The sequence below is a fragment of the Metabacillus halosaccharovorans genome (assembly GCF_002019635.1).
Lineage (GTDB): Bacteria > Bacillota > Bacilli > Bacillales > Bacillaceae > Metabacillus > Metabacillus halosaccharovorans.
Map to the genome: position 1 here is coordinate 738194 of NZ_KV917371.1, position 23685 is coordinate 761878.

The 23685-nt window shown below is 39.3% G+C and carries 24 protein-coding genes; 2 read left to right on the top strand and 22 right to left on the bottom strand.

What is annotated here, in order from left to right; translation table 11 throughout:
• Positions 1-109: 109 nt before the first annotated feature.
• The 7 genes from BK577_RS03595 to BK577_RS03625 form a co-directional block, all read right to left on the bottom strand.
• Entirely contained in the window at positions 110-367 is a 258-nt protein-coding gene (locus BK577_RS03595; RefSeq protein ID WP_078431658.1) for an HPr family phosphocarrier protein, read from the bottom strand.
• A gap of 24 nt (positions 368-391) precedes the next feature.
• Complete coding sequence (whiA, locus tag BK577_RS03600) at positions 392-1342, bottom strand: DNA-binding protein WhiA (protein ID WP_078431659.1); 951 nt, start codon at positions 1340-1342, stop codon at positions 392-394.
• Positions 1343-1370: 28 nt separating this feature from the next.
• On the bottom strand, positions 1371-2336 hold the full coding sequence (locus BK577_RS03605; protein WP_078431660.1) for a gluconeogenesis factor YvcK family protein: 966 nt from the start codon (positions 2334-2336) through the stop codon (positions 1371-1373).
• 3 nt (positions 2337-2339) lie between these two features.
• Entirely contained in the window at positions 2340-3242 is a 903-nt protein-coding gene (rapZ, locus tag BK577_RS03610) for an RNase adapter RapZ (RefSeq protein ID WP_078431661.1), read from the bottom strand.
• Between the two features lie 110 nt (positions 3243-3352).
• The gene (locus BK577_RS03615) at positions 3353-3811 is read right to left on the bottom strand and encodes an 8-oxo-dGTP diphosphatase (protein ID WP_078431662.1); all 459 of its coding nucleotides are present in this window, start codon (positions 3809-3811) and stop codon (positions 3353-3355) included.
• 426 nt (positions 3812-4237) lie between these two features.
• The gene (gene trxB, locus BK577_RS03620) at positions 4238-5188 is read right to left on the bottom strand and encodes a thioredoxin-disulfide reductase (RefSeq protein WP_078431663.1); all 951 of its coding nucleotides are present in this window, start codon (positions 5186-5188) and stop codon (positions 4238-4240) included.
• A 371-nt stretch (positions 5189-5559) separates the two neighbouring features.
• On the bottom strand, positions 5560-7008 hold the full coding sequence (locus BK577_RS03625) for a tetratricopeptide repeat protein (RefSeq protein WP_139367258.1): 1449 nt from the start codon (positions 7006-7008) through the stop codon (positions 5560-5562).
• 188 nt (positions 7009-7196) lie between these two features.
• On the opposite strand from BK577_RS03625, the gene BK577_RS03630 reads away from it, so the two are divergent.
• The gene (locus BK577_RS03630) at positions 7197-8216 is read left to right on the top strand and encodes a DUF3231 family protein (RefSeq protein ID WP_078431665.1); all 1020 of its coding nucleotides are present in this window, start codon (positions 7197-7199) and stop codon (positions 8214-8216) included.
• 49 nt (positions 8217-8265) lie between these two features.
• On the opposite strand, the gene hisIE is transcribed toward BK577_RS03630, so the two are convergent.
• From hisIE to hprK, 14 genes are all read right to left on the bottom strand, one after another.
• Positions 8266-8892, bottom strand: a complete 627-nt coding sequence (gene hisIE / locus BK577_RS03635) for a bifunctional phosphoribosyl-AMP cyclohydrolase/phosphoribosyl-ATP diphosphatase HisIE (RefSeq protein WP_078431666.1) — start codon at positions 8890-8892, stop codon at positions 8266-8268.
• Positions 8889-9647: an imidazole glycerol phosphate synthase subunit HisF gene (gene hisF / locus BK577_RS03640; RefSeq protein WP_078431667.1), complete on the bottom strand. Its 759-nt coding sequence runs from the start codon at positions 9645-9647 to the stop codon at positions 8889-8891. The genes hisIE and hisF overlap by 4 nt, the downstream gene beginning before the upstream one ends.
• Positions 9644-10381, bottom strand: a complete 738-nt coding sequence (hisA, locus tag BK577_RS03645) for a 1-(5-phosphoribosyl)-5-[(5-phosphoribosylamino)methylideneamino]imidazole-4-carboxamide isomerase (RefSeq protein WP_078431668.1) — start codon at positions 10379-10381, stop codon at positions 9644-9646. Before hisA ends, hisF begins: the two co-directional genes overlap by 4 nt.
• Entirely contained in the window at positions 10378-11013 is a 636-nt protein-coding gene (gene hisH / locus BK577_RS03650) for an imidazole glycerol phosphate synthase subunit HisH (protein ID WP_281252592.1), read from the bottom strand. Before hisH ends, hisA begins: the two co-directional genes overlap by 4 nt.
• Positions 11010-11600, bottom strand: a complete 591-nt coding sequence (hisB, locus tag BK577_RS03655) for an imidazoleglycerol-phosphate dehydratase HisB (protein ID WP_078431670.1) — start codon at positions 11598-11600, stop codon at positions 11010-11012. The genes hisH and hisB overlap by 4 nt, the downstream gene beginning before the upstream one ends.
• An 11-nt stretch (positions 11601-11611) precedes the next feature.
• Positions 11612-12880, bottom strand: coding sequence for a histidinol dehydrogenase (gene hisD, locus BK577_RS03660; RefSeq protein WP_078431671.1), 1269 nt, complete (start codon positions 12878-12880; stop codon positions 11612-11614).
• 3 nt (positions 12881-12883) lie between these two features.
• Positions 12884-13513: an ATP phosphoribosyltransferase gene (gene hisG, locus BK577_RS03665; protein WP_078431672.1), complete on the bottom strand. Its 630-nt coding sequence runs from the start codon at positions 13511-13513 to the stop codon at positions 12884-12886.
• A 2-nt stretch (positions 13514-13515) separates the two neighbouring features.
• Complete coding sequence (locus BK577_RS03670) at positions 13516-14682, bottom strand: ATP phosphoribosyltransferase regulatory subunit (protein ID WP_425435905.1); 1167 nt, start codon at positions 14680-14682, stop codon at positions 13516-13518.
• 651 nt (positions 14683-15333) lie between these two features.
• Entirely contained in the window at positions 15334-16611 is a 1278-nt protein-coding gene (locus BK577_RS03675) for an IS110 family RNA-guided transposase (protein WP_078431673.1), read from the bottom strand.
• A 275-nt stretch (positions 16612-16886) separates the two neighbouring features.
• Complete coding sequence (locus BK577_RS03680; protein ID WP_078431674.1) at positions 16887-17408, bottom strand: acyltransferase; 522 nt, start codon at positions 17406-17408, stop codon at positions 16887-16889.
• Between the two features lies 1 nt (position 17409).
• Complete coding sequence (ppaX, locus tag BK577_RS03685) at positions 17410-18051, bottom strand: pyrophosphatase PpaX (RefSeq protein ID WP_078431675.1); 642 nt, start codon at positions 18049-18051, stop codon at positions 17410-17412.
• Complete coding sequence (locus BK577_RS03690) at positions 18041-18988, bottom strand: nucleoside recognition domain-containing protein (protein WP_078431676.1); 948 nt, start codon at positions 18986-18988, stop codon at positions 18041-18043. Before BK577_RS03690 ends, ppaX begins: the two co-directional genes overlap by 11 nt.
• Positions 18989-19032: 44 nt before the next feature.
• A complete protein-coding gene (gene lgt, locus BK577_RS03695; RefSeq protein WP_078431677.1) occupies positions 19033-19851 on the bottom strand; it encodes a prolipoprotein diacylglyceryl transferase in 819 nt (272 codons plus the stop codon).
• A gap of 175 nt (positions 19852-20026) precedes the next feature.
• Entirely contained in the window at positions 20027-20962 is a 936-nt protein-coding gene (gene hprK / locus BK577_RS03700; RefSeq protein WP_078431678.1) for an HPr(Ser) kinase/phosphatase, read from the bottom strand.
• A gap of 197 nt (positions 20963-21159) precedes the next feature.
• On the opposite strand from hprK, the gene BK577_RS03705 reads away from it, so the two are divergent.
• Positions 21160-21840 carry an N-acetylmuramoyl-L-alanine amidase gene (locus BK577_RS03705; protein ID WP_078431679.1) on the top strand — a complete coding sequence of 227 codons (681 nt, stop codon included), beginning with the start codon at positions 21160-21162 and terminating at the stop codon, positions 21838-21840.
• Between the two features lie 250 nt (positions 21841-22090).
• Here BK577_RS03705 and BK577_RS03710 read toward each other — a convergent pair whose 3' ends face one another.
• Entirely contained in the window at positions 22091-23602 is a 1512-nt protein-coding gene (locus BK577_RS03710; RefSeq protein WP_078431680.1) for a metallophosphoesterase, read from the bottom strand.
• Positions 23603-23685: the final 83 nt, after the last annotated feature.

A 23685-nucleotide genomic window follows, 5' to 3' on the forward strand; every position in this document is an offset into this window, starting at 1 on the left:
CCGATGGCGCCTGGAGCTAGACACTAAAACTAAGTACAAATTTTATACTTTCTTACTCTGCAAAAAAGAAAGACACACCGGTCTAAAAACCTTTCGGTGTGTCTTTTCATTAACTTTCCTGTTGAACAAATTTCTCAAGTGCTTCTACAGCTTCCTGCTCATCGCTGCCTTCCGCAATTAGATTGATTTCTGCTCCGGAACTAACAGCTAAACTCATTAACCCCATGATGCTCTTTGCGTTTACCTTTTTTCCATCTTTCTCTAAAAAAATATCTGATGCAAAACGATTTGCTTCTTGAACGAATAACGCTGCTGGACGTGCCTGTAAACCTGTTTTTAGATTTACTTCAACTTGCTTTTCAACCATTGTAATCTCCTCTTCTCTTTTTAATTATTTTATAGATAACGGCTGGCCTGATCTAAGTTGTTCAGCTATTTCGTCTAGCTTTCTTAAACGATGATTAATGCCTGATTTGCTAATTGTACCGCTTGATACCATTTCTCCAAGCTCTTTTAACGTAACATCTTGGTACTCAACTCGAAGTTTCGCGATTTCCCGCAATTTATCTGGTAATGCATCTAACCCGATTTTATTATCGATATAGCGGATATTTTCGACTTGTCTAAGGGCGGCTCCTATTGTTTTGTTTAGATTGGCTGTTTCACAGTTAACTAAACGGTTAACAGAATTCCTCATATCCCGAACAATTCGAACATCCTCAAATCGAAGTAATGCCTGATGAGCGCCGATAATATTTAAAAACTCTGTGATCTTCTCGGCTTCCTTTAAGTAGGTGATAAATCCTTTTTTACGTTCAAGCGTTTTACTGTTTAATTCAAATGTATTCATTAACTCACAAAGGGAATCATTATGTTCCTTATATTGTGAGAAAATTTCAAGATGATAGGATGAAGTTTCCGGATTATTGACAGAACCTCCGGCAAGAAAAGCACCTCTTATATAAGAGCGTTTGCAACATTTCTTCTTCACCAGGTTTTCAGAAATACTTCTATAAAATGTAAACCCTTCATCAAGTATATTGAGGTCTTCTAAAATCTCCTTAGCCCGTTGAACAAGGCGCACAATATAAACATTATTTTTCTTTAAGCGCATCTTTTTCCGAACAAGCAGTTCTACTGAGATTTCATATTGTTTTTTTAGAAGAGTATAAATTCTTCTCGCAATCGCTGCATTTTCAGTTTGGATATCTAAAATAAGCATACGATTAGAAAATGAAAGGGATCCATTCATTCGAATAAGTGCTGATAGCTCTGCTTTCAAACAGCATGGCTTTAATTCTAAGTTGGTTAATTCTTTTTTCGTCTCAGATGCAAATGACAATTCTGCACCCCCATTCTTTACCAGGAACTCATGTCATCTCTTGTTGCAGAATTCCATATAATAGCTTCGCTACCTTATTTGTATCATGTCTAATCACATTGTTTTCATAACTCACAATTTTGTCTGTTAATACTTCAAGGCCCAATGATTTCAATTTTTCAATATCATAATGGACTGGCTTTGCAAGTTCTTCCTCATAAAGAGATTTAATGTTTGCAGGAATTTCTTCTTCATTGACAAGTATTGTATCAATAAATGCTTCCTGCATATGATCATATAAAGCTTTCACATGATCACTGGCGGAAAAATCCAATGTTTCACCTGCTTGGGTCATGACATTGCAGATGTACACTTTTTTTGCTTTGGCTTTGCGAACCTCTTCCCCAATTTTAGGAACAAGCAGATTCGGTAAAATACTCGTGTACAAACTGCCGGGGCCGATGATAATTAAATCAGCTTCCCGAATGACCTCGACTGTTTCCGGAAGCGGCTCAATCTTACTAGGACTTAGGAAAACCCGCTTGATCTTCTTCCCTGAAAATGGAATCTTTGATTCTCCGGAAACAACGGTTCCGTCTTCCATTTCCGCATTTAAAATGACACTTGTGTTTGCGGCTGGTAAGACTTTGCCCCGCACATTTAGCACGGTGCTCATTTCCCTGATCGCATGAACAAAGTCGCCGGTAATGTTGGTCATTGCTGCCAGGATTAAGTTTCCTAAGGAATGACCAATTAAATTGTTTCCTTTATTAAAACGATGCTGAAACAGCTCTTCAACGAGGGGCTCAACATCTGATAATGCCGCTAATACATTGCGAATATCTCCAGGAGGTGGGATATTTAACTCATTTCGGAGCCTACCTGAGCTCCCGCCATCATCGGCAACCGTTACAATGGCAGTAATATCAACAGGAAATTTCTTTAATCCTCTTAATAATACCGATAATCCTGTACCGCCGCCAATAATGACTACTTTTGGTAATGTTTCAGCCATTACTTAGTGATGCTTTCTTTTCTCAATGTCCCGATGTGAAACTTGAGTGTGATAATCATTTTTATAGTAATTGGCAATGTATTCAGCTAATGTTACTGAGCGATGTTGTCCTCCTGTACATCCAATCGCTACAACGAGTTGACTTTTTCCCTCACGTTTATAATAAGGCAACATAAACGTAAGCAAGTCCTGGAGCTTTTCTAAAAACTTCTGTGTTTCATTCCACTTTAGAACATAGGAAGAAACCTCTTCCTGCAAACCTGTTTTCGGTCTCATATGATCAATGTAATGCGGGTTAGGTAAAAAGCGTACATCAAAGACAAGATCTGCATCAATAGGAATTCCGTATTTAAATCCGAATGATGTAACATTTACTGTAAATGTATGCTCGACACTTGAGGAGAACTGTTTTAGAATCTTTTCTCTCAGCTCTCTGGGCTTCAGCTCTGATGTATCATAGATAAGCTGTGCTCTACCTTTTAACTCTTCAAGAAGCTCCCGTTCAAGACCGATACCTTCTAAAGGTAGACCCTTTGATGCCAATGGGTGGGAACGTCTTGTTTCCTTGTATCGCGTTACAAGTGTTGAATCTTTTGCATCCAAAAATAAGATATGCGGTGTTAACCATGCATTCTCTGCTAAATCGTCAAGTGCTTCAAACAAGCTATCAAAAAATTCTCTTCCTCGAAGGTCCATAACAAGTGCCACTTTATTCATTTTCGAGCCTGACTCTTTCATTAGCTCTAAAAATTTCGGCAACAAAGTTGGAGGCAAGTTGTCCACGCAGAAATAACCCAAGTCCTCAAAGCTTTGAATGGCAACTGTTTTTCCAGCCCCAGACATACCTGTAATAATCACCATTTGCACTTCCTGCGGTGTTTGTTGTTCCGTTTGTTCAATGGTCATTTCATATCCTCCCCTCTTTCTTCACTCGTCATTTATTTTACGTTACCATGTTTTCACTTTCGATCATGTACGTTTGTAAGAAAATGTGCCACACATCTGATTTTCCTATTTTATTGCGGATCTAGACGGTAGGAAAGTAATTCATAATCAGGTGTGTATGTAAAGGTACCATAAAGCATTCCTGTTCCCTTTATAACATATTCCAGTATGTGATGATCTCCAGGGGCCATTGGCAGTTCCTGAATCACATCTTTATTATGCCATTTTATCGTTCCCTCTTCAGATTCCAAGACATTTGTTCCCTGGTAATCTGTTGCTAAGAACGTAAACATCATCCATTCTGATACAATATCTGTTCCATCTTGTATGATGAAGGTAAAGATTCCTTTAAGCTGTGGGTTTTTAATATATATGCCCGTTTCTTCACGGAATTCACGAGTGACCGTATCCTTCACCGATTCTCCTAACTCCATTTTGCCACCTGGAGCTACCCACCAGCCTCTTCTGGGTTTTTGCAGGAGAAGAACTTTATTTCCTTCCATTAAGACGCAATTGGTTACTCTTTGCAAATTCTCCACCTCGATTTTCCACAGAACATTACTCTTGCTAGCAACGTACTTTTACTTCTATTATACTATATTTCAAATTATCTTCACAACGAACAGGACTGGTGTACAAAAATAAAAAACGATAGTGGTAGGGATTATTCTTTTTTATTACGTGAAAGAGACTAAGAAGAGGATTACTACTATGTATATACGTTTATATCGTAAAACTGTTTCATTTTTTTAGAGAAAAAATAAAAACAGCAGACAGGCAAAAAAAGGGAGCATGGGAAAGGGCGCCCATGCTCTAAAAAAGTCTATTTATAAAAGGGGGTCAATTACTATTTATATAGTACCTCATAATTGTTTCACTCATGTTACAAGAGGGTTAAAACACAATTACGAATTTGTTAATCAGACTTCGATCCCCTTTTACAATCCGGGTTTAAATTAGTTAACAGCCTTTAATTTTTCGGCTAATTCTTCTACATAGTGTTGTGCACTTTGAGCAGCAATGCTACCATCACCAGTTGCTGTAACAATTTGGCGAAGCATTTTTTCACGAATATCACCGGCTGCAAAAATCCCTGGTACTTTTGTTTCCATTCGTTCATTTGTTTCAATATAACCATTTTCGTTTGTAATTCCCAGGTTTGCAAATGGTTTTGATAATGGAACCATTCCAATGTAGATGAATACACCGTCAGCTTTAAATTCTTGTTCCTCACCATTTTCAGTATTCACTAATGTTAATTTTCCAACTTTACCATCTTGTTCATGGATTTCTTTTACAGTGTGGTTCCAGATAAAATCAACTTTTTCATTATCAAACGCACGTTGTTGAAGGATTTTTTGAGCTCTTAGTTCGTCACGGCGGTGAACAATCGTTACTTTTGTAGCAAAGCGAGTTAAGTATACTCCCTCTTCTACCGCTGAGTCCCCTCCACCTACAACAACCAGTTCTTTCCCTTTAAAGAAAGCTCCGTCACAAACCGCACAATAAGAAACTCCGCGTCCACCCAGTTCTTTTTCACCAGGTACACCGATTTTTTTGTATTCTGCACCAGTTGTAATGATTACGGCTCTTGTTTTGTATTCTTTTTTACCTGCTTTGACGATTTTGTATTCTTCACCATCAACAATTTCTTGAATATCGCCATATGCATATTCTGCACCGAATTTTTTCGCATGGTCGAACATTTTTGTTGATAGTTCAGGCCCTAAAATGTGATCAAATCCAGGGTAGTTTTCAACTTCTTCGGTGTTAGCCATTTGACCGCCCGGTATCCCTCGTTCAATCATAAGTGTTGACAGGTTTGCGCGTGAAGTATAGACAGCTGCTGTCATCCCCGCAGGACCTGCTCCTGCTATAATAACGTCATAAATTTTTTCTTCTGACACGATTTTTCACTCCTTAGTAAAACCTTTACTTTGATTATCTGCTTTTTCGAGAAGACAAATACCCTTCATTTTATCTTCATCATTTTCTGCTATAAACATCGTATTAAATTAACGAGAATGATGCCAATTTTTTGCTCATGATGGGGTGGGGAGGTATAGAAGTTGGTCGATTTTTGGCGAAAATTGTCTAATAGGAAATAAGTTGCTGAAAATCGTAAATAAAATTTGAAAATAGAAAATATAATTTCAAAATCGAAAATAAAATCCAAAAATCGAAAAAATTCTTCCCCCGCCAAGCTACTGGGACGAGGAACCTGTCCCTCCGTACCACCAGGTTCTCCGTACCAAAAAACCCGCTACAAGGCGGGTTTTTATGAGAGCATGTTTTTGATGAGTTTTGCATATTTCCCAATGGTTGCAACGGATGTTGTGTATTGGGTTGCAATGGTTGCTTGAGTTATGGGTTGATTTGCTTCGGTTCTCCATACATATTCCAGTGCAGCTGCCCAGCCTTGATGATTTTGTAATGAGATATTTTCTTTGTAGACTTTTGTAAGAATTCGGAAAGAAAATAAAAACAATTCATCCTGCTTTGAGTGAGCAGATAAAGACTCGGCGATGTGATAGAGTGCAGCTATCTTTTCATCTATGTGATGATCGTTTGATAAAGCAAATGTTATAAATTCTTTTTCAAGCTGTGATTGCGGTACAGTTGATGATTGGTAGAGCTTGATCTCATTATGATTGTTTGTTTGAACGGCAAGAAAAATGGCGTAAAGACGCTCTTCAAGTGTCATGCTGCCTACACGATGATTAGCATCACCTGACACATTCCACGGCTCTGAGCCTTCTTTCTCTTTGTTTTCCTTTATGACCCGCTCCCACATTTGTTCAGCAAATGTCACATTTCCTGTAAAATATGCGGAATATGATAACCAGTAATAAAAGACTTCATCACCTTCAAAGCCTTGTTTATAGAGAGAGCGAAGCCACTTGTAAGCAAGCGGGTAATGCCCGACCAATGCAAAAGTTGCTCCAAGCTTATAGCGGTGTTCTAATAAAAGCGGATGTACAGCTGATAATACATTTGCGATTTCTTCAACCTTTTCGTCCTGGCGTTCATAATAATAAAAAACTAAAAGATTACAGTATGCATGAAGGTTGCCAGGGTTCTGTTCAAGAACTGTTTGCAAGTATTGTTTGGCTTTATCCACTTCTCCTACATAAAAATAAGCCAGGGATAAATTATTATGTGCCGACCAAAATTCAGGATATTCTTCAACAATTTCTTCAAGTAATGTGATAGCCTCTTCAAACTGGCTAGTTTCCAGAAGAGATTTGGCTGCATCTTGTTTTAAAATCAAATCATCAGGATCTTTTAAAAATGGTTCCTCATCATCATCTTCCATTGTTAAGAGATCGATCAAATCTTCATTTTCCTCAATAAATTCACCATACGGATCGATTCTTGAATACTCTGTTGCACATTTATATGCTTCCTGAAATAATCCAAGATGTGCGTAATTGTTTGCCATAAAGTAGTGACATTCCGTCATTTCTTTATCAAGTTCATCAAGTATATATGAAAGCAATTCATTTGATTGACTGTATTTTCCCATATCTGTATAGATCGTAGCGAGCTGGGAGAACTTAACTGGATCCATCGGATCAAGCTCTACAGCCTTTTGTAGATATTTACTTGCTTTTTGATAGTTTTGCTCTCGGTATGCCTTAAGACCTTTATTATAATAATATTGTCCATCTTGGAGAAACGGGACAACCTGTGCGTTTTTTTGTTGTTTGCTCAATTGTTTTCCCACTGAAATCCTCCATTTCATTCATTTCACCGTACGTAAGTATACCACAAGATGTGCTTTCAAAATAGTAGGTAAATGTAAAGACGCACATATACCTTAATTGGAAAATTAATTCCAAATGTTAAAATAACAAATATTCAATTTTAAAAAAGTGAAGAATAGAAATAGAACAAGATCAGGAGGATGTATGAATGAACCAAAAAGAATTATCACCTCATCATATTGAGCTTACCTCTTCGGAAATTGGTGCATTGTGGGCATCATATATGTCGGAAAGTGCAAGCAAGCCAGTCTTACTCTACTTTAATCAGATCGTCGAGGATTCCGAAATAAAAGAACTTATTGACACTGCTTTAGCTAAGTGTACTGAGCATATTGCAACATTAACTAAGTTTTTTGCTAAAGAAAAATACCCGCTTCCTATCGGTTTTTCAGAGCGGGATGTAAACATGGATGCACCAAGATTATTTTCAGATTCTTTTATCCTCTATTTCATTCGTAATTTAGGCAAGGCTGCAATTGCAGCTGATGGTATGGCACTTTCAATGTCTGCACGGAAAGATATACGTGAACTCTATTATCATTATTTAACGGAAGCTTGCGAAGTTGAGGATATGGGAAAAGAAATAGAGCTTTCCAAAGGGTTATTTGTACGCACACCTTACCTATCAAAACCTAATAAAGTAACGATGGTAGAAAGTCAGGGATTTCTTCGCGGTTGGTTTGGGGAAAGACGTACATTAACCGCCACTGAAATTTCCCATATCTCAATGAATTATTCGAACAATGCACTAGGAAAAACATTACTAATGGGTTTTTCTCAAACAGCCGCAACAGAAGAATTAAGAAGTCATTTTGTTCGGGGAATTAACATTGCCGGTTCGATTATGGAAACTCTGAGGCAACTTCTCGAGGAATGTTCATTGCCCTCCCCAACTACATGGGACACAGAGGTAACGGATTCCACCGTTTCTCCATTTTCTGATAAATTAATGCTTTTTCATGTTAACTCTCTAAATGCAATCGGATTGGGTAATATTGGAGGATCATTAGCATTATCTTTACGCCGTGACTTATCTGCTAAATACCTGAAAATGATGAAAGATATTGGATCATATGCAGAAGATTCCGCTAACATTATGATCAAAAATAATTGGTTTGAGCGCCCTCCTCAAGCGATGAACCGGGAGTATTTAACAAAACAACATTAAATGAAAAGAGGACTGTCCTCACCCACCGAACAGGAGACAGCCCTCTTTGTTATTTTCCTAGATGTCGTTCTTCAAGTACGTTCAACACTTCGTCCAACGGAAGCTTCTGCTCGCGCAATAATACCATTAAGTGGAATAGCAGATCTGCAACTTCCCATTTTAACTCACCATGATCACGGTTTTTGGCCGCAATAATCACTTCTCCTGCTTCTTCACCGACCTTCTTTAAAATCTTATCAACACCTTCAGTAAAGAGATATGTCGTATAAGATCCTTCCGGAAGCTCACTTTCACGCTCTGCAATCAATGTTTCCAATGTATTTAGAATCTGGAAACGATCTTGTGGTACTTGTACTTCCTGCTTATCCATTGTTTCACTAAAACAAGTGTAAGCACCTGTATGGCATGCCGGTCCTTCAGGTTGAACAAGTACTAAAATCGCGTCCTGATCACAATCATATCTCATTTCTACAACTGTTTGCGTATTTCCGCTTGTTGCACCTTTATGCCACAACTCTTGACGTGAACGGCTATAGAACCATGTTTCCTTTGTTTCGATCGTTTTTTTCAACGATTCTTCATTCATATAAGCTAATGTTAAAACTTCCTTGCTAGCTGCATCTTGCACGATGGCAGGCACTAAGCCGTTTTGATCAAATTTAATCGATTCTATCATCGTACATTCACCCCCTGTTGGTCTAAATATGCTTTTACTTCTTTCACAGATGTTTCTTTATAGTGGAAAATGGATGCGGCCAATGCTGCATCAGCTTTTCCTTCTTGAAAGGCATGTAAAAAGTGTTCGGCATTTCCTGCACCGCCGGAGGCAATCACAGGAACAGTTACTGCTTCACTGACAGCCTTATTTAAAGCAAGATTAAAGCCGCTCTTTTCTCCATCACTATCCATGCTTGTTAATAGAATTTCTCCGGCACCACGCTTTACAGCTTCTTTGGCCCATTCGACAACTTCCCATTCGGTTGCATTTCTTCCGCCATGTGTGAAGACCCTCCAGCTGCCTAACTGCTCGTCGTATTTGGCATCAATAGCAACAACAATACATTGTGAACCGAAAAAGCCGGCACCTTCTGTAATTAAATCAGGATTCAATAATGCGGCCGTGTTAAGAGAAACTTTATCAGCTCCTGCCCGCAGGATACGTTTCATATCTTCCAATGAGTTGATTCCGCCGCCAACCGTAAACGGGATTGCTAGCTGTGCTGCCACCTGTTCCACAACATCAACCATTGTTTTCCGTCCTTCATGTGAGGCAGAAATATCTAAGAAAACGAGCTCATCGGCCCCTTCTTTATCATAAAACTTTGCTAGCTCTACAGGATCTCCGGCATCTCGTAATCCTAAAAATTGAATTCCTTTGACCACACGGCCTTCTTTCACATCAAGACACGGAATAATACGCTTTGTAATCATGATGATGCGCCTACCTTTAATGCGTCTGGTAAACTAAATTGATTTGTATATAAGGCTTTTCCAACGATCGCTCCTGCCACACCTGTTTGTTTGTATTCAGAAAGAGTTTCCAAGTCTTTTAGAGAGCTGACGCCACCTGAAGCAATAACTTGTTTACCAGTTGCTTTTGCCATCTCCACAACTGCCTCCACATTTGGACCAGACAGCATGCCATCTGTTGCAATATCTGTGAAAATAAACACTTCAGCACCGGCATTTGCGAGCTCTTTTCCAAGATCTGTTGCTTTTACATTGGACGTATTTAACCAGCCTTCTGTTGAGACATAGCCGTCTTTTGCATCGATTCCGATCGCGATTTTCTCACCGTATGTAGCAAGCATTTTTTTCACGAACTCAGGATTTGAGATGGCTGCACTTCCTAAAATCACGCGGTCTACGCCATTTGAAAGATAATACTCAACATCTTCCTCCGTACGAATTCCGCCGCCAATTTGGATTTTCGCTGATAGTTTCGTAGCTGCATCGATAACATGCTGATGATTCACAAGCTTGCCTTCCTTCGCACCATCCAAATCAACCATGTGAATCCAGTTTGCTCCTTGATCATCAAATTGTTTTGCCATATCGAAAGGAGAATCGCCATAAACCGTTTCCTTGTTATAATCTCCTTGAAGCAATCGAACACATTTCCCGCCGCGCATATCGATTGCAGGATAAATAATAAACTGACTCATCGTTTTTCTCCCTCCACCAGGTTAATATAGTTTTCTAAAATCGCCAGACCTAACTCACTGCTTTTTTCCGGGTGAAATTGTGTTCCGTACACATTTCCGCGTCCCACAACAGCAGGCACCTCAACACTATAGCTTGCCGTTGCCAGCAATGTATCCTCATCAGCATCATCCACAAAATACGAGTGAACAAAATAAGCATAACCACTGGATATCCCCGCTAACAGAGGGCTCTCATTTCGAATCGTCAAATCGTTCCAACCCATATGTGGTACCTTGAATGATTCACCATTTACAGACTCAGGAATGCGAATGACACGGCCAGGTAAAAGAGAAAGTCCCTTTGCTTCACCATTTTCAATACTTTCATCAAATAATAGCTGCATCCCAAGGCAAATGCCTAATAATGGCTTTCCTTCTGAAACAACTTTTTGAACAAACTGAGTTAAACCTGTTTCATTAAGAATTTCCATAGCATCTTTGAATGAGCCAACCCCTGGTAAAATATAGCCGTCAGCTTTGACAAGTTCTTCTTGATCACTTGTCATCATATACTCAGCATTCATCCGTTCCAACGCTTTGCTGACACTGTACAGATTTCCCATTCCATAATCAATGATTGCAATCATGCTTATAACATCCCTTTCGTTGAAGGAAGCTTTCCTTCCATACGTGGATCAACCATTGTTGCTTCATCAAGCGCTCTTGCTAATGCTTTGAAAATCGCTTCAATAATATGGTGTGTGTTGCGGCCATAGTGAACAATAACATGTAAATTCATACGAGCCTCTAATGCAAACTTCCAAAGAAATTCATGAACGTTTTCAGTATCAAATGTTCCGACTTTCGTACTTGGAAGTTCTCCTCTGAATTCAAGATGCGGACGGTTGCTCAAATCAACAACAACCTGTGCCAATGCTTCATCCATAGGAACAAATGCACTTCCGTAGCGCTTAATTCCTCTTTTGTCACCCAATGCTTCACGGAGGGCTTGGCCTAAGCAAATGCCGATATCCTCTGTTGTATGATGATCATCAATTTCCACATCACCATTTGCATCAACTGATAAATCAAATTGCCCGTGCTTTGTAAAAAGGTCAAGCATATGGTCCATAAATGGTACATCTGTTTTTAAAGAAGATTGACCTGTCCCGTCAATTGAAAAGGACAAGGAAATTTGTGTTTCCTTTGTATCACGTTTAATTGAAGCTGTTCTTGTCATTTCGTTTCCTCCTATTTAAGCCTTTCTTCCATCGCACGCGCATGTGCTTCCAAGCCTTCTAATCTTGCTAACTTCGCCACTTTTTCGTAGTTGTTGTGGAATGCTTTCTCGCTATATTGGATAATGCTCGATTTTTTCATAAAATCATCAACATTCAACGGACTTGAAAAACGAGCTGTTCCGTTTGTTGGTAACACATGGTTCGGTCCTGCAAAATAATCACCAACAGGCTCAGAGCTATAACGGCCAAGGAAAATAGCTCCCGCATGGCGAATTTCATTTAGGCTTGCCATTGGATTTTCTGTCAGTACTTCAAGATGCTCAGGGGCAAGCTCATTTACAACAGCAATCGCTGTTTCAAGATCATCAGCAACATAAATATGTCCGTATGCTTCAATTGAAGCCTTCGCAATTTCTTTTCTCGGTAATGTTTCAACTTGTCGTTCGACTTCCGCTTTTACCTCTTCTGCCTGCTTCATTGAGGTTGTCACAAGGATACTTGATGCCTGCTTATCATGTTCTGCCTGTGATAAAAGATCTGCCGCAATTTCATTTGCTTTCGCGGTTTCATCACTTAACACAACAATTTCACTCGGTCCTGCGATCATATCGATATCAACATTCCCGAATACTTCCCGCTTTGCCAAGGCTACGAAAATATTTCCTGGACCCATAATTTTATCTACAGCAGCGATTGTTTCCGTTCCATATGCTAACGCTGCAATCGCCTGTGCTCCACCGACTTTATAAATCTCTTCAATACCAAGTTCTTTAGCAGCAACAAGAACCCCTTCTGGAAGTGTTCCTTCTTGATTTGGCGGTGAAACAAGAACAATTCGTTTAACACCTGCCACTTGTGCTGGAATGACATTCATTAAGACTGATGATGGGTATGCCGCTGTTCCCCCTGGTACATAGACACCGACTGCATCAAGTGCTGTGATTTTTTGTCCAAGCATTGTTCCTTCTTCATCATAGCTAAACCAAGATTCACGCTTTTGTTTTTCATGGAAAGAACGAATATTTGCTGCAGCTTCGCGGATGATGTCTACTAATTCTTGATCTAAAGCTTCATAGGCTGCTGCATATTCAGCTTCTGTTACCTTCAAGGAATCTAGTAAAACACGATCAAATTTTTCTGTATAAGAAAATAGAGCGGCATCTCCTTGTCCGCGCACATCTGTGATGATGGATTGGACGATTTTCCGTTGTTCCTCTGTCCCCGTGTCAATCGTTCGTCTTAAACTAACCTTTTTATCTGTAATGGTTGTAATTTTCATTGATTAGCCCCCAATGATCTTTGATAGTCTCTCAACTAATTCATCAATCGGTTCATCCTTCATACGATAGCTTACCGGATTTACGATTAAACGCGATGTAATGTGGCAAATATGCTCAAGCTCGACTAACCCGTTTTCTTTTAATGTTCTTCCTGTTGACACAATATCAACGATCCGCTCTGCTAATCCGATTAATGGTGCAAGCTCAATCGATCCGTTTAATTTAATAATTTCCACCTGTTCACCTTGCTCGCGGAAATAACTTGATGCAACCTTTGGATATTTTGTAGCCACTTTAGGCGCAACATTGGAGATTTTTGTATCAGGAAGACCTGCAACTGCTAAATAACACTCACTAATTTTTAGATCAAGTACCTCATACACATCACGATCTTCTTCAAGCATGACGTCTTTTCCTGCAATTCCAACATCTGCTACCCCATGCTCAACATATGTCACAACATCCATCGGCTTCGCTAAAATGAAGCGGATGTTTTCGTTTGGAACGTCCAAAATTAATCTTCTGGATTCATCGAACTCAGGAGGAAGCTGATAGCCAGCTTTGCGAAGCATATCTGCCGCTTCTTCAAAAATTCTTCCTTTTGGCATCGCAATTGTTAATTGTTGACTCATCCTTACAGCTCCTCCTTTCGAGAACCAATAAAATAACTTACTTCTTCGAATTTTTTTGTATATGCATCAACATCTTTAATACCGGTAATATCCTGCATGACAACTCGTTTATTTGATTGTCTTAGCTCTGTTGCATAGATAATAGCCTCAGCACGACGCTCTTGACTGTATACCACACATTGAAGTGTTGCTTCTTCTGTAATGTTAAGAGCTTCGATTAAACGATCCAGGTGCAGACCAAACCCTGTTGCAGGTGCCGCACGGTTAAATTTTTCAAATAAGTGGTCATAGCGTCCGCCATTTCCAATCGGGAATCCTACATTATCCGCGTACACTTCAAATAAAACACCTGTGTAATAGCTCATATGGCTGACAATATTTAAATCAAGTTTTAGATAGTCTGTTACTTGATAAGCTTCAAGTGCACTCCAAATTTGTGAGATTTCTTCTAGAGAGCTTAGAGCTTCCTGTGAGGTAACAAGTTCTTTCGCTTCATTTACTTTTTCAATGCCTCCACGAAGTTTTAATAACGTAAACAAACGCTCTTTATCAATAGAGGATAAAGGTAAGCTTTTCACATGCTCGCGGTAGCCTACATAGTTTTTCTCATACAGGAATCGTCTTAGTACATCTGCTCGTTCCTGATTTCCCAGCACTTCTTTAAATAAGGCATTTGCGTAACCAATATGGCCGATCGCAATTTTGAAATTATTCAGCCCGGCTTTCTTTAGTACTGAAACCATTAAGGCAATCACTTCAGCATCTGCGCTTGAAGTTCCATCACCGATTAGTTCTACCCCTACTTGTTCGAATTCAGCAGGACGTCCACCTTCATGCTGTTGGGCACGAAAAACATTTGCTGAGTACGCAAGTCGTTGTGGATAGAGGTTGTTAAATAGTTTTGAAGCAGCTACACGTGCAATTGGTGCTGTCATATCTGGACGAAGCACTAATGTGTGACCTTGTTGATCTAGTAATTTAAAAAGCTGTTGATCCAGGATAGCAGATTGAACGCCAACTGTTTCATAATATTCCAATGTTGGTGTTTCGATAAATTCAAATCCCCAGCCTTCAATTTCATTTGTCATTTCATTGCGTGTTTTCTTTTTTACTTCATATAGTTTTGGTAATGTATCAACCATCCCAAGTGGTTTTTCAAACATAAACATATGTGTCAGTACCCCCGTCGTCATTGAATACTAAGTTAATTTTCAGAATCCTTTACTTCGCTAATATGCTAATATACTACCAAAGTGAAGGGGATATTTCAAGGAATTACTATATATTAGGTGAAATTTATTTAGTTTACATATTATTCTGACTTTTAAGTGTTTAAACAAACGTTTGATTAAGGTATTATTTTGCCTTTTAATGCTATTGTAAGAAGTGTTGTGTTGTTTGATTGCAGCTCCAGGTTGCTCGCTTTCCGCGGGGCGAGCGCTGAGCCTCCCTCTAGAAATGTTGTAATATCAACCTTTAAAGCTGTTTTCCTGGCTAATAAAATTTTTTTATTATCAATTAATTTATAAGATTTTCTAAATGTTCAAGAATCTGTAAGGGGAAGCTTACGCTTCGCTAGAGCTAATTGGAAATTATTAACTCTATAGTGCTTATGTGATGCACATTGGATCTCTGCGAAACTTATGATGACTTACCCTCCCATGTCTCTTGGCGTCTAGCGCATACATTCCTTCGTTTGGTCTATTCATAAGGCAGAGGCTGGCAATGCTCCTCGAGGGACTCTTGGTCTAATGGCTCATATCGTGCCGGCTTCTCCGTGTCATCCTCTTGTTTAGATTTTCAAACTACTAAGAAGTAGCTCAAGCTGCCTCTTGGAGGCAATGGAGGTCTCTCATCATAAGACTTGCATTAAAGTGCACACGTTTCACACACAAAGCGTGTAGAATTTTAAGTAACTTCCCACATAATACAACCATGGCTTCTTTCTTCTTCAGCGGATTGACAGTACGAGTTGTGTAGTATTTATAAAGGGATTTAAATGCTATGTTATGTTGAATTAATGGAAGAATAACTCTGTATAATATAGCTCTGAGTTTCCTTCTACCCCTTTTTGATATTTTCTTTTGGCCTATATGTTTGCCCGAAGAGTTTTCCCTAAGGGTGAGTCCCGCTAATTTAATTAATTGGCGTGGATGCTCATATTTGCTAAGAGAACCAATCTCAGAGAGTAATTCAACTGCTGTATTTTCACCTAAACCAGGAATAGATAAGATATACTCATAGTCTGTCAATTGTTGAGCGAGTTCAGTTAATCTAGAAGATAAAGCTTCTAGTTGTTTAGAAAGAGTTTTGAATTGAGAAAGCAATGCTTCTATCTCAAATCGTGCCATTTCTAGTCCCTCTATAAGTCCGATGGACTTGGTGGCTAGTAATTTCAACTTTTGAATCTTAGAAACAGAAAGACATTGTAGTCCTTCTACATTTTTGTATAGCTGAATCAGTTCTTCATCACTTTTCCCATCAAAATCAATTGGTAATGGCGTCATTTCAAGCACAGCGCAAGCGTTCTTCCCAAAACTTTTGAATATGTGCTGAAACTCAGGGAAATAAAGATCTGTCCAACGAATCATACGGTTTTTAATAGATGTAATATCTTCTTGTAATTTCGACCGAAGGCTCGCTCCGTTTCGAAGTTCTGCTTCTACCCCAGTTAGTATTCGAGAATAAGTGAACCGTCCGTCACGTATTAAGCTAGCGATAACGCGAGCGTCTTTTTGGTCGTTTTTGGTTTGAAGGTTATCATCTAATTCTTTCGTTCTATTCACGTGCATAGGATTTACCAAGACAAATCGAATTTGCTGATCAACCAGATATGCAGCTAAGTTCATCCAATAGTGCCCAGTGGGTTCAAATCCGACTATAACCTCTGATTTTTGATGGCGAGATTGTAGAAACTTGATTCTTTTAACTAGCTGTTCAAAACCAGCATCTGATTGAAAGAACGGAAATGATTTTTCTAACACACGGCCACGATCGTCAGCTGCACATGCAAAATGTTTCTGCTTGGCAATATCGATTCCAATGACCAACGTATGTTCAGAAACTTGATTAATTTTGTGATTCATATTACTATTCATCATATGTCCTCCTGTATGGTGATGAGTTTCGATTGGGAAGTTGATACTCAAGCATCTTACAAGAGGACTTTTTATTTTGCAAGAACCCTTTAGGATTATAAACAGGAATGCTCCTCGGAGCAAGCTCCTGTGGGGTCTCACCTGCCTCGCACATCCCCGCAGTAGTCTCGCACCTTCCGCTTCAATCAACCTAAATAGTGTGTGCTAAGACCGTTTTGATTAATGAGTATATAACATGAACCTTAAATCACTTGTTCAACTAAAAGAAAAAGCCACTAGTTTGTACTAGCAGCTTCTTCTCTTTTTGCCAGCTCTTCTTTTGTATAGATGATTTGCATCGGGTTTCCTCCGACGAACGCTCCTGCGGGGACGTCTTTGTGAACAAGAGTTCCTGCTGAGACAATAGCTCCGTCGCCAATGATGATACCTGGCAGGATTGTTGTGTTTGCCCCGATCATCACTTCATCACCAATTTGAACATCACCAAGCCGGTATTCTTTAATCAAATATTCGTGAGCGAGAATGGTTGTGTTATAGCCGATTACCGTGTTTCTTCCAACCGATATCTTTTCCGGAAACATGACATCAAGCATCACCATAAGCGCAAATGAGGTTTGATCACCGATTTTCATGTGTAAAAAATTGCGATAGAGCCAATTTTTCATGGCTAAAAACGGTGTATACCGTGCAAGTTGAATAACAACAAAGTTCCGAACAACCTTCCAAAACGGAACGGTTTTATACACATGCCAAAGCGAGTTGGCTCCTGACACAGGGTATCTTGTTGTTCTTCTCACCTTATTTCACTCCAACAATCGGAAGTAGATCACTCATTCTTTCTAGTAAATAATCCGGATTGTGGCTGCTGATATATTCTCTGCCTTTTATACTCCAGGAAACACCGGCTGTTTTTGTACCTGCATTTTTTCCAGCCTCCACATCATGGTGATTATCACCGACCATGATCGCTTCCTCCGGTTTTGAGTCAAGCTGTGCTAATGCGTTTAAAACAGGTTCCGGATGCGGCTTTGCGTTTTCAACATCATCAAGAGTGACAACAACATCAAAAAACTGATCAAGCTTTGTAAGCTTTAGGCCCATGTTCACTGTATCGCGGATTTTTGTTGTTACGATACCGAGTTTGAAGCCATGCTCCTTAAGGGTTTTGATTGTTTCAAACACTGTTTCGTATTCCGTTACAAGCGTGTCATGTTGTTCATGATTAAACTTGCGATACACCTTCACCATTTCTTCTGTTTTCTCCGGGTTGATACTTGTGAATGTATCATAAAGAGTCGGGCCGATAAACGGCAAAACATCATCTCTTTTATATTGGTCCGGATAATACGAATGTAGTGTGTGGAGAAAGGATTCAATAATTAATTCATTTGTATTGATTAATGTTCCGTCCAGGTCAAATAATAGTGTATTAATTTTCATATGTCGCTTCCTTTCTTCTAGGTGCTGTTTCGAATTTTCTCCAGATAGCTGCTACTGTCATCGTAAGAATAATCGCCACAGACAAACGAATAACAAGCAACGGCCATACCGGAATTCCTAATGGAATAAAAATTAATGTATCTTCTACAACGGCATGACAGGATACTAAAAAGATAAAAGCGAGTGTTAAATCTTTATAGCTTACACCATCTTCTTTGACTGCTTGGATCATGACACCTGCTCCATATGCCAGCCCAATTGTTAATCCTGCCACCAATGTCATCGATGTGTTTTCCTTCATACCAAGCATTCTTGTAACAGGTGCCATCCAACGGGTAAATACATTTAAAATTCCATAATCCTTTAAGTATTGAATAACCAGCATTAACGGGATAACAATTAACGCTAATTGAACAATACCAAGTGTTGCTTTTTGTAACGCAAGCACGATGATTTCAAACCAACCGTTTGGTACCACACTTGTTTGACTAACAAATCCGTATTGTGCCGTTTCACCTCCGCCTTGCCAGGCAAAGTTTACGACAATCGCTGAACTTATGGCAAGACCAAGTCTTACAATTAAAATGATCCATAGCTTCAACCCAACCTTCGCCGCCACAGAGGATTCCACGAGTAAATTATGTGAAAAGGAAAGCATCAACGCTAAGATAAATACTTCCTTCACGGTTAATTCCAAAGATAATATGGCTCCAATTCCTGCATAAAGATTAAGAAAGTTCCCTATGACAAGCGGGATAGCTGCTTCACCTGATAACCCGAAGATCCCCATCAATGGCGAAATCAGCTTTACAATCCATCCTAATACGGGTGTATATTGCAGCAGGCTCACGATCAATGTAATTGGAAAAATAACCTTTCCTAATGTCCAGGTTGTTTGCAATCCTGCCTTCAAGCCTGTTTTCAAACTATCAAACACTTCAACCCTCTCCCTTGATGTAAAATTGCTAATCAGCCAGGGTTTTATTGACTCGCATCTAAATAGCGCTCTTTTGAATAGCCCTTCATCCGTCGGAAAATGATAACTCCTACAGCAATAAGGATCAGAACAATAGAAATCACTTGTGCAATTCGCAATGTATCTGTCAGCATTAAGCTATCTGTTCTAAGTCCTTCAACGAAAAAGCGTCCGATGGAATACCAGATCACATATGTTAAGAAAAGCTCCCCGCGTCTGAAGTTTGCTTTGCGTAGCAACATGAGTCCGATAAACCCAACAAGGCTCCATAATGATTCATATAAAAAAGTCGGATGGTAATATTGTCCATTTATATACATTTGATTGACGATAAAATCAGGTAAAAGTAAACCTTCCAAAAACTCTCTTGTTACAGGTCCTCCATGTGCTTCCTGATTCATAAAGTTTCCCCAACGGCCGATCGCTTGACCTAGAATAATACTTGGTGCCGCAATATCAGCTAATTTCCAGAAGGAAATGTTTTTCACTTTGGCAAATACTGCCCCAGTTATAACGGCAGCAATTAATCCACCGTGAATCGCCAGTCCACCATTCCAGATCTTAATAATGTCACCTGGATTTTGAGAATAGTAATCCCACTGAAAGATAACATAGTAGATTCTTGCCCCGATGATGGCAATTGGAATCGCAAACAACACAAGGTCCACAAATGTGTCTTTATGTAATCCGCGTCTTTCACTTTCCTTTACTGCAATGAACAATGCCAGTAATGCACCAAGACCAATTATCACACCATACCAGTGAATTTGCAGTGGTCCTAATTCAAGGGCAATCGGATCAAGAGGCTTAATACTTTCTTCCATGTCTTCATCTCCCTCTATGTATGATTATTGCTTTTTCTCTGTCCCTTCATCCAGGAGTTGGGTAAGCACAATCATATTTATTTTACTTTTTTTATGTATCGATATCTACCTAATTCTTCCAATTGATAAGGAATGGAATCGGTTGTTTTCCGACTCCATTATGATTTTAGGATCATTATTCCTCTTCATGGTCTCCTTCTTCAATCACACCTGCAAGCTTGTTTGTAAACTGCTCAGCCGCATTTACACCCATTCTCTTTAAGCGATGGTTCATCGCCGCCACTTCAATAATAACGGATAAGTTTCGTCCAGGTCGAACTGGAACTGTTAGCTTTGTTATATCTGTATCAATGATTCTCATTTTATCTTCTTCTAGTCCCAAACGGTCATATTGTTTATTTTTATCCCATATTTCAAGATTAATCACAAGGGTGATACGCTTGAAGCTTCGGACCGCACCTGCACCAAATAATGTCATAACATTGATAATGCCCAGTCCTCTAATTTCCAATAAATGTTCAATTAGCTCAGGGGCACTACCGATTAGTGTATCGGTGTCTTCCTGGCGGATTTCAACACAATCATCGGCAACAAGACGGTGTCCACGCTTGACAAGTTCAAGAGCTGTTTCACTTTTCCCGACACCGCTTTTCCCTATAATTAACACTCCGACTCCGTAAATATCAACTAATACACCATGAACCGCAGTTGTCGGCGCTAATTTTCCTTCAAGGAAATTAGTTAAATGACTTGATAAGCGCGTTGTTTTCATTGGAGATCGTAATACAGGTACCCCTTCTCGTTCTGATGCTTCAATAAGCTCTTGAGGCGTTTCCATTTCTCTTGTCACAATGATCGCAGGGGTAATATCTGTGCAAAGCTCGTCCATGCGATGTTTCTTTTCCTGTGGAGAAAGCTGATGGAAAAACGATAGCTCTGTTTTCCCGAGCAGTTGAACACGTTCTTTTGGGTAGTATGTAAAAAAGCCGGCCATTTCAATTCCCGGACGTGACAGGTCACTTGTTGTTATCGGACGATTGATTCCTTCTTCTCCACTGACGATTTCAAAATTAAATTTATCAACTAGATCTTTTGTGCGAACTTTTGGCATGATGTATCCTCCTTTATGGACATGAAAAGCAAGTGATGTATTACCGCAAACTTTAGAAAACTTCTGTCTCTATTCTAGCACTTGTACCATACTTTCCAAAATAAAAATTAATTTATTCTTCTTATAAAACTTATGCGCTACTTTTTTCGTAAAAAGCCTTATATAAAGGTTGAATATGATGACAAGGAGGAATGTTCATGAAAATTGCGATTGATGCGGGACATGGGTATGAAACACCGGGAAAACGGTCGGTTGATGGTATGAAGGAGTATGAGTTTAATTGTGCTGTTGCAAATGAAATGAAGAAGCTATTGGTGAAGTATGAAGGAGTGACCGTTTTATTTACTCACTCTGACCAACGGGATGTTCCTCTGAATGAGAGAACCACAAAGGCAAATAAGGAAAAAGTGGATGTCTTTATCTCCATTCACGCAAATGCCCACGGTATTGGAAACCAATGGACAAGTGCTGAAGGAATTGAAACCTATGTTTATACAACTAAGCCAAAAACGGCTACCAGGTTAGCCCAAATGGTTCAGAACGAGCTCATTTCAAGCACAAAACGGAAAGATCGTGGCGTGAAAACAGCTAATTTCCATGTGTTAAAAGCAACATCCATGACAGCTATTTTATGTGAATGTGGATTTATGACAAACAAAGAAGAGGCAGCACTGCTTCAAAGCTCCAGCTACCGGCTTACATGTGCAAAAGCCATTGTAGATGCAATAGTGAAGTATTATCAACTAACAAAAACAAAAAGCACAATATCATCTTCCCTTTACAAAGTACAAGTTGGAGCTTTTTCAAACAAACAAAGTGCGGATGCACTCGCGAAAGAACTGATAGCGAAAGGGTATGATACGTTTATTGTGAAGTAAGGAATGAGGGACAGTCACGATTATGACTGTCCCTCTTTATGGATATATGAAATATAAAGGTTTATACTTAGTGTCGGTGTCCAGCTCCAGCGCCTAGCCTTAGATCGCACAGGACGTGCAAGTGCAGTCATGGCGATTCGCGTTTTTGACTGCATCTAGGGTCTAGCCACAAATGAATTGAAGACAAAGAACGTCTTCTATTCATTTGCGTCTTATTTGCCCTAGGCTGATCAAGGTGCTTGCGCTTTTCTTATGGTTTGCTCCCTGCAGCAACCTTTTCATTTGATAGTTGTTTGTAAATATTCAACTCAAAATAGGTTGTTGAAACACTTTTATTTGTTTTTTTCACATCAATGTCCATTGTAAATTGTTCTTTTTTCGGATGTTTTTCCGGGTTGTAAAAATGATATTTATCTTTATAGGGGGAATAGGTCCGCACATCAATTGTGTTCGTTTCTTCGTCCACATGAAGTAAACGAAGAAAACCGTTTCCTCCTTCAGGACCTTTTTGATAGTCAGCTAAAATCTGATAGACTTTGCGATCAACTGTACCATCACCATCATCATCAAGCTCATCTACCGCAAGCTGACTGCTGTGATAATGACCACAAAGCACTGCCACAACATGTTGATTCGGCTTGACAACTTTTTCAAAGATTTCATTGCCTTTATGACTTCTCTCACCATTCTTTTTTAAGTACTCATGAAAGGAGAGGATCGCTGTTCGGTCAGCATATCGTTCAAGCACATCATTGAGCCAATCGATTTCTTTTTTTCCAATTCCCCAGCCCATAGATACGAAGATATAATCTTTTCCATTAGCTGAAATCAAATCATAATGCCCCCGGTTTTGGTCAAAAGATCCTCCGTAATAGGACTTTTTCATAAACCGCTTTTCACCAAAATAGGCTTTATAACGATTAAAGTCATGTCCTTCATCATGATTTCCCGGCAGAACTCCATAAGGAATACGTGCTACATCCAAAGTATTCATATAAGCACTTGCCCGTTTCCACTGTTCTTCATCATTTCCTTTATTCACAATATCTCCTGTGTGAAACACATATTTAATATTCATCACATCTTTATTCTCTGCAATCCATTCCGTTATCGATTTAAAAATTGCGGGGTAGTCCTGTGCATAATACTGAGTATCTGACATCCATACAAACGAGTAATCATAGCTTTTTGATTTTTGTGGCAATTGGTCCTGGACAATTACACTTACTTTTCGATTTTGAACAAATTCCTCTGCATTTACACTCCCTTTTAATTCAAAGGATGTATCACCTGCCACCACACCTTCAATTTCCACCCATTTTCCTTCTACTACATTCCAGCCATACATTGTGACTTGTCTTCCTGGTAATGATTTCCCCTTCCAATAAAGGGTGATTTTATCAGATGGCTTTATGTCCCGGTGCACCTTTACATCAAAACGGTGATAAGGAAATCCAACTTGTGACTGTGTTTCATTTTCAGACGTGTACATACTTTTTAATGACTGATATTTTTCTTTGGAAAATTCACGCTCTCCTGGTGGAGAATAAGAGCGAGGAGGTTCTGTTTTCGCAGTATTTTCACTTACCATCATGTCACCCCTATCTGTTGAGGTGTATTGATGAGCATGAAAATAATTTTGTGGAGCACTTGCTTCGACACTCAATGAAGAACTGTCATTGCCACTAGTCGGGACAATGGCAGGTAAAAGAAAAATGAAACAAGTAATCATTAACAACTTCTGAATCCGTCGTTTATCCATGCAACTCACCCGCACTTAGTATGTGCAGGTTTTGGTGCTTTTACTAGAAAAACTTGGCTTATCGCCAAGTCCTAATGGCGAAA

Excerpts from the sequence above, each read along its gene's own strand:
- BK577_RS03595 (WP_078431658.1), bottom strand. The coding sequence starts at position 367 with ATGGTTGAAAAGCAAGTTGAAGTAAATCTAAAAACAGGTTTACAGGCA.
- BK577_RS03605 (WP_078431660.1), bottom strand. The coding sequence starts at position 2,336 with ATGGCTGAAACATTACCAAAAGTAGTCATTATTGGCGGCGGTACAGGA.
- rapZ (WP_078431661.1), bottom strand. The coding sequence starts at position 3,242 with ATGACCATTGAACAAACGGAACAACAAACACCGCAGGAAGTGCAAATG.
- BK577_RS03630 (WP_078431665.1), top strand. The coding sequence starts at position 7,197 with ATGAACCAAAAAGAATTATCACCTCATCATATTGAGCTTACCTCTTCG.
- hisIE (WP_078431666.1), bottom strand. The coding sequence starts at position 8,892 with ATGATAGAATCGATTAAATTTGATCAAAACGGCTTAGTGCCTGCCATC.
- hisF (WP_078431667.1), bottom strand. The coding sequence starts at position 9,647 with ATGATTACAAAGCGTATTATTCCGTGTCTTGATGTGAAAGAAGGCCGT.
- hisA (WP_078431668.1), bottom strand. The coding sequence starts at position 10,381 with ATGAGTCAGTTTATTATTTATCCTGCAATCGATATGCGCGGCGGGAAA.
- hisB (WP_078431670.1), bottom strand. The coding sequence starts at position 11,600 with ATGACAAGAACAGCTTCAATTAAACGTGATACAAAGGAAACACAAATT.
- hisD (WP_078431671.1), bottom strand. The coding sequence starts at position 12,880 with ATGAAAATTACAACCATTACAGATAAAAAGGTTAGTTTAAGACGAACG.
- hisG (WP_078431672.1), bottom strand. The coding sequence starts at position 13,513 with ATGAGTCAACAATTAACAATTGCGATGCCAAAAGGAAGAATTTTTGAA.
- BK577_RS03670 (WP_425435905.1), bottom strand. The coding sequence starts at position 14,682 with ATGTTTATGTTTGAAAAACCACTTGGGATGGTTGATACATTACCAAAA.
- BK577_RS03675 (WP_078431673.1), bottom strand. The coding sequence starts at position 16,611 with ATGAATAGTAATATGAATCACAAAATTAATCAAGTTTCTGAACATACG.
- ppaX (WP_078431675.1), bottom strand. The coding sequence starts at position 18,051 with ATGAAAATTAATACACTATTATTTGACCTGGACGGAACATTAATCAAT.
- lgt (WP_078431677.1), bottom strand. The coding sequence starts at position 19,851 with ATGGAAGAAAGTATTAAGCCTCTTGATCCGATTGCCCTTGAATTAGGA.
- hprK (WP_078431678.1), bottom strand. The coding sequence starts at position 20,962 with ATGCCAAAAGTTCGCACAAAAGATCTAGTTGATAAATTTAATTTTGAA.
- BK577_RS03705 (WP_078431679.1), top strand. The coding sequence starts at position 21,160 with ATGAAAATTGCGATTGATGCGGGACATGGGTATGAAACACCGGGAAAA.
- BK577_RS03710 (WP_078431680.1), bottom strand. The coding sequence starts at position 23,602 with ATGGATAAACGACGGATTCAGAAGTTGTTAATGATTACTTGTTTCATT.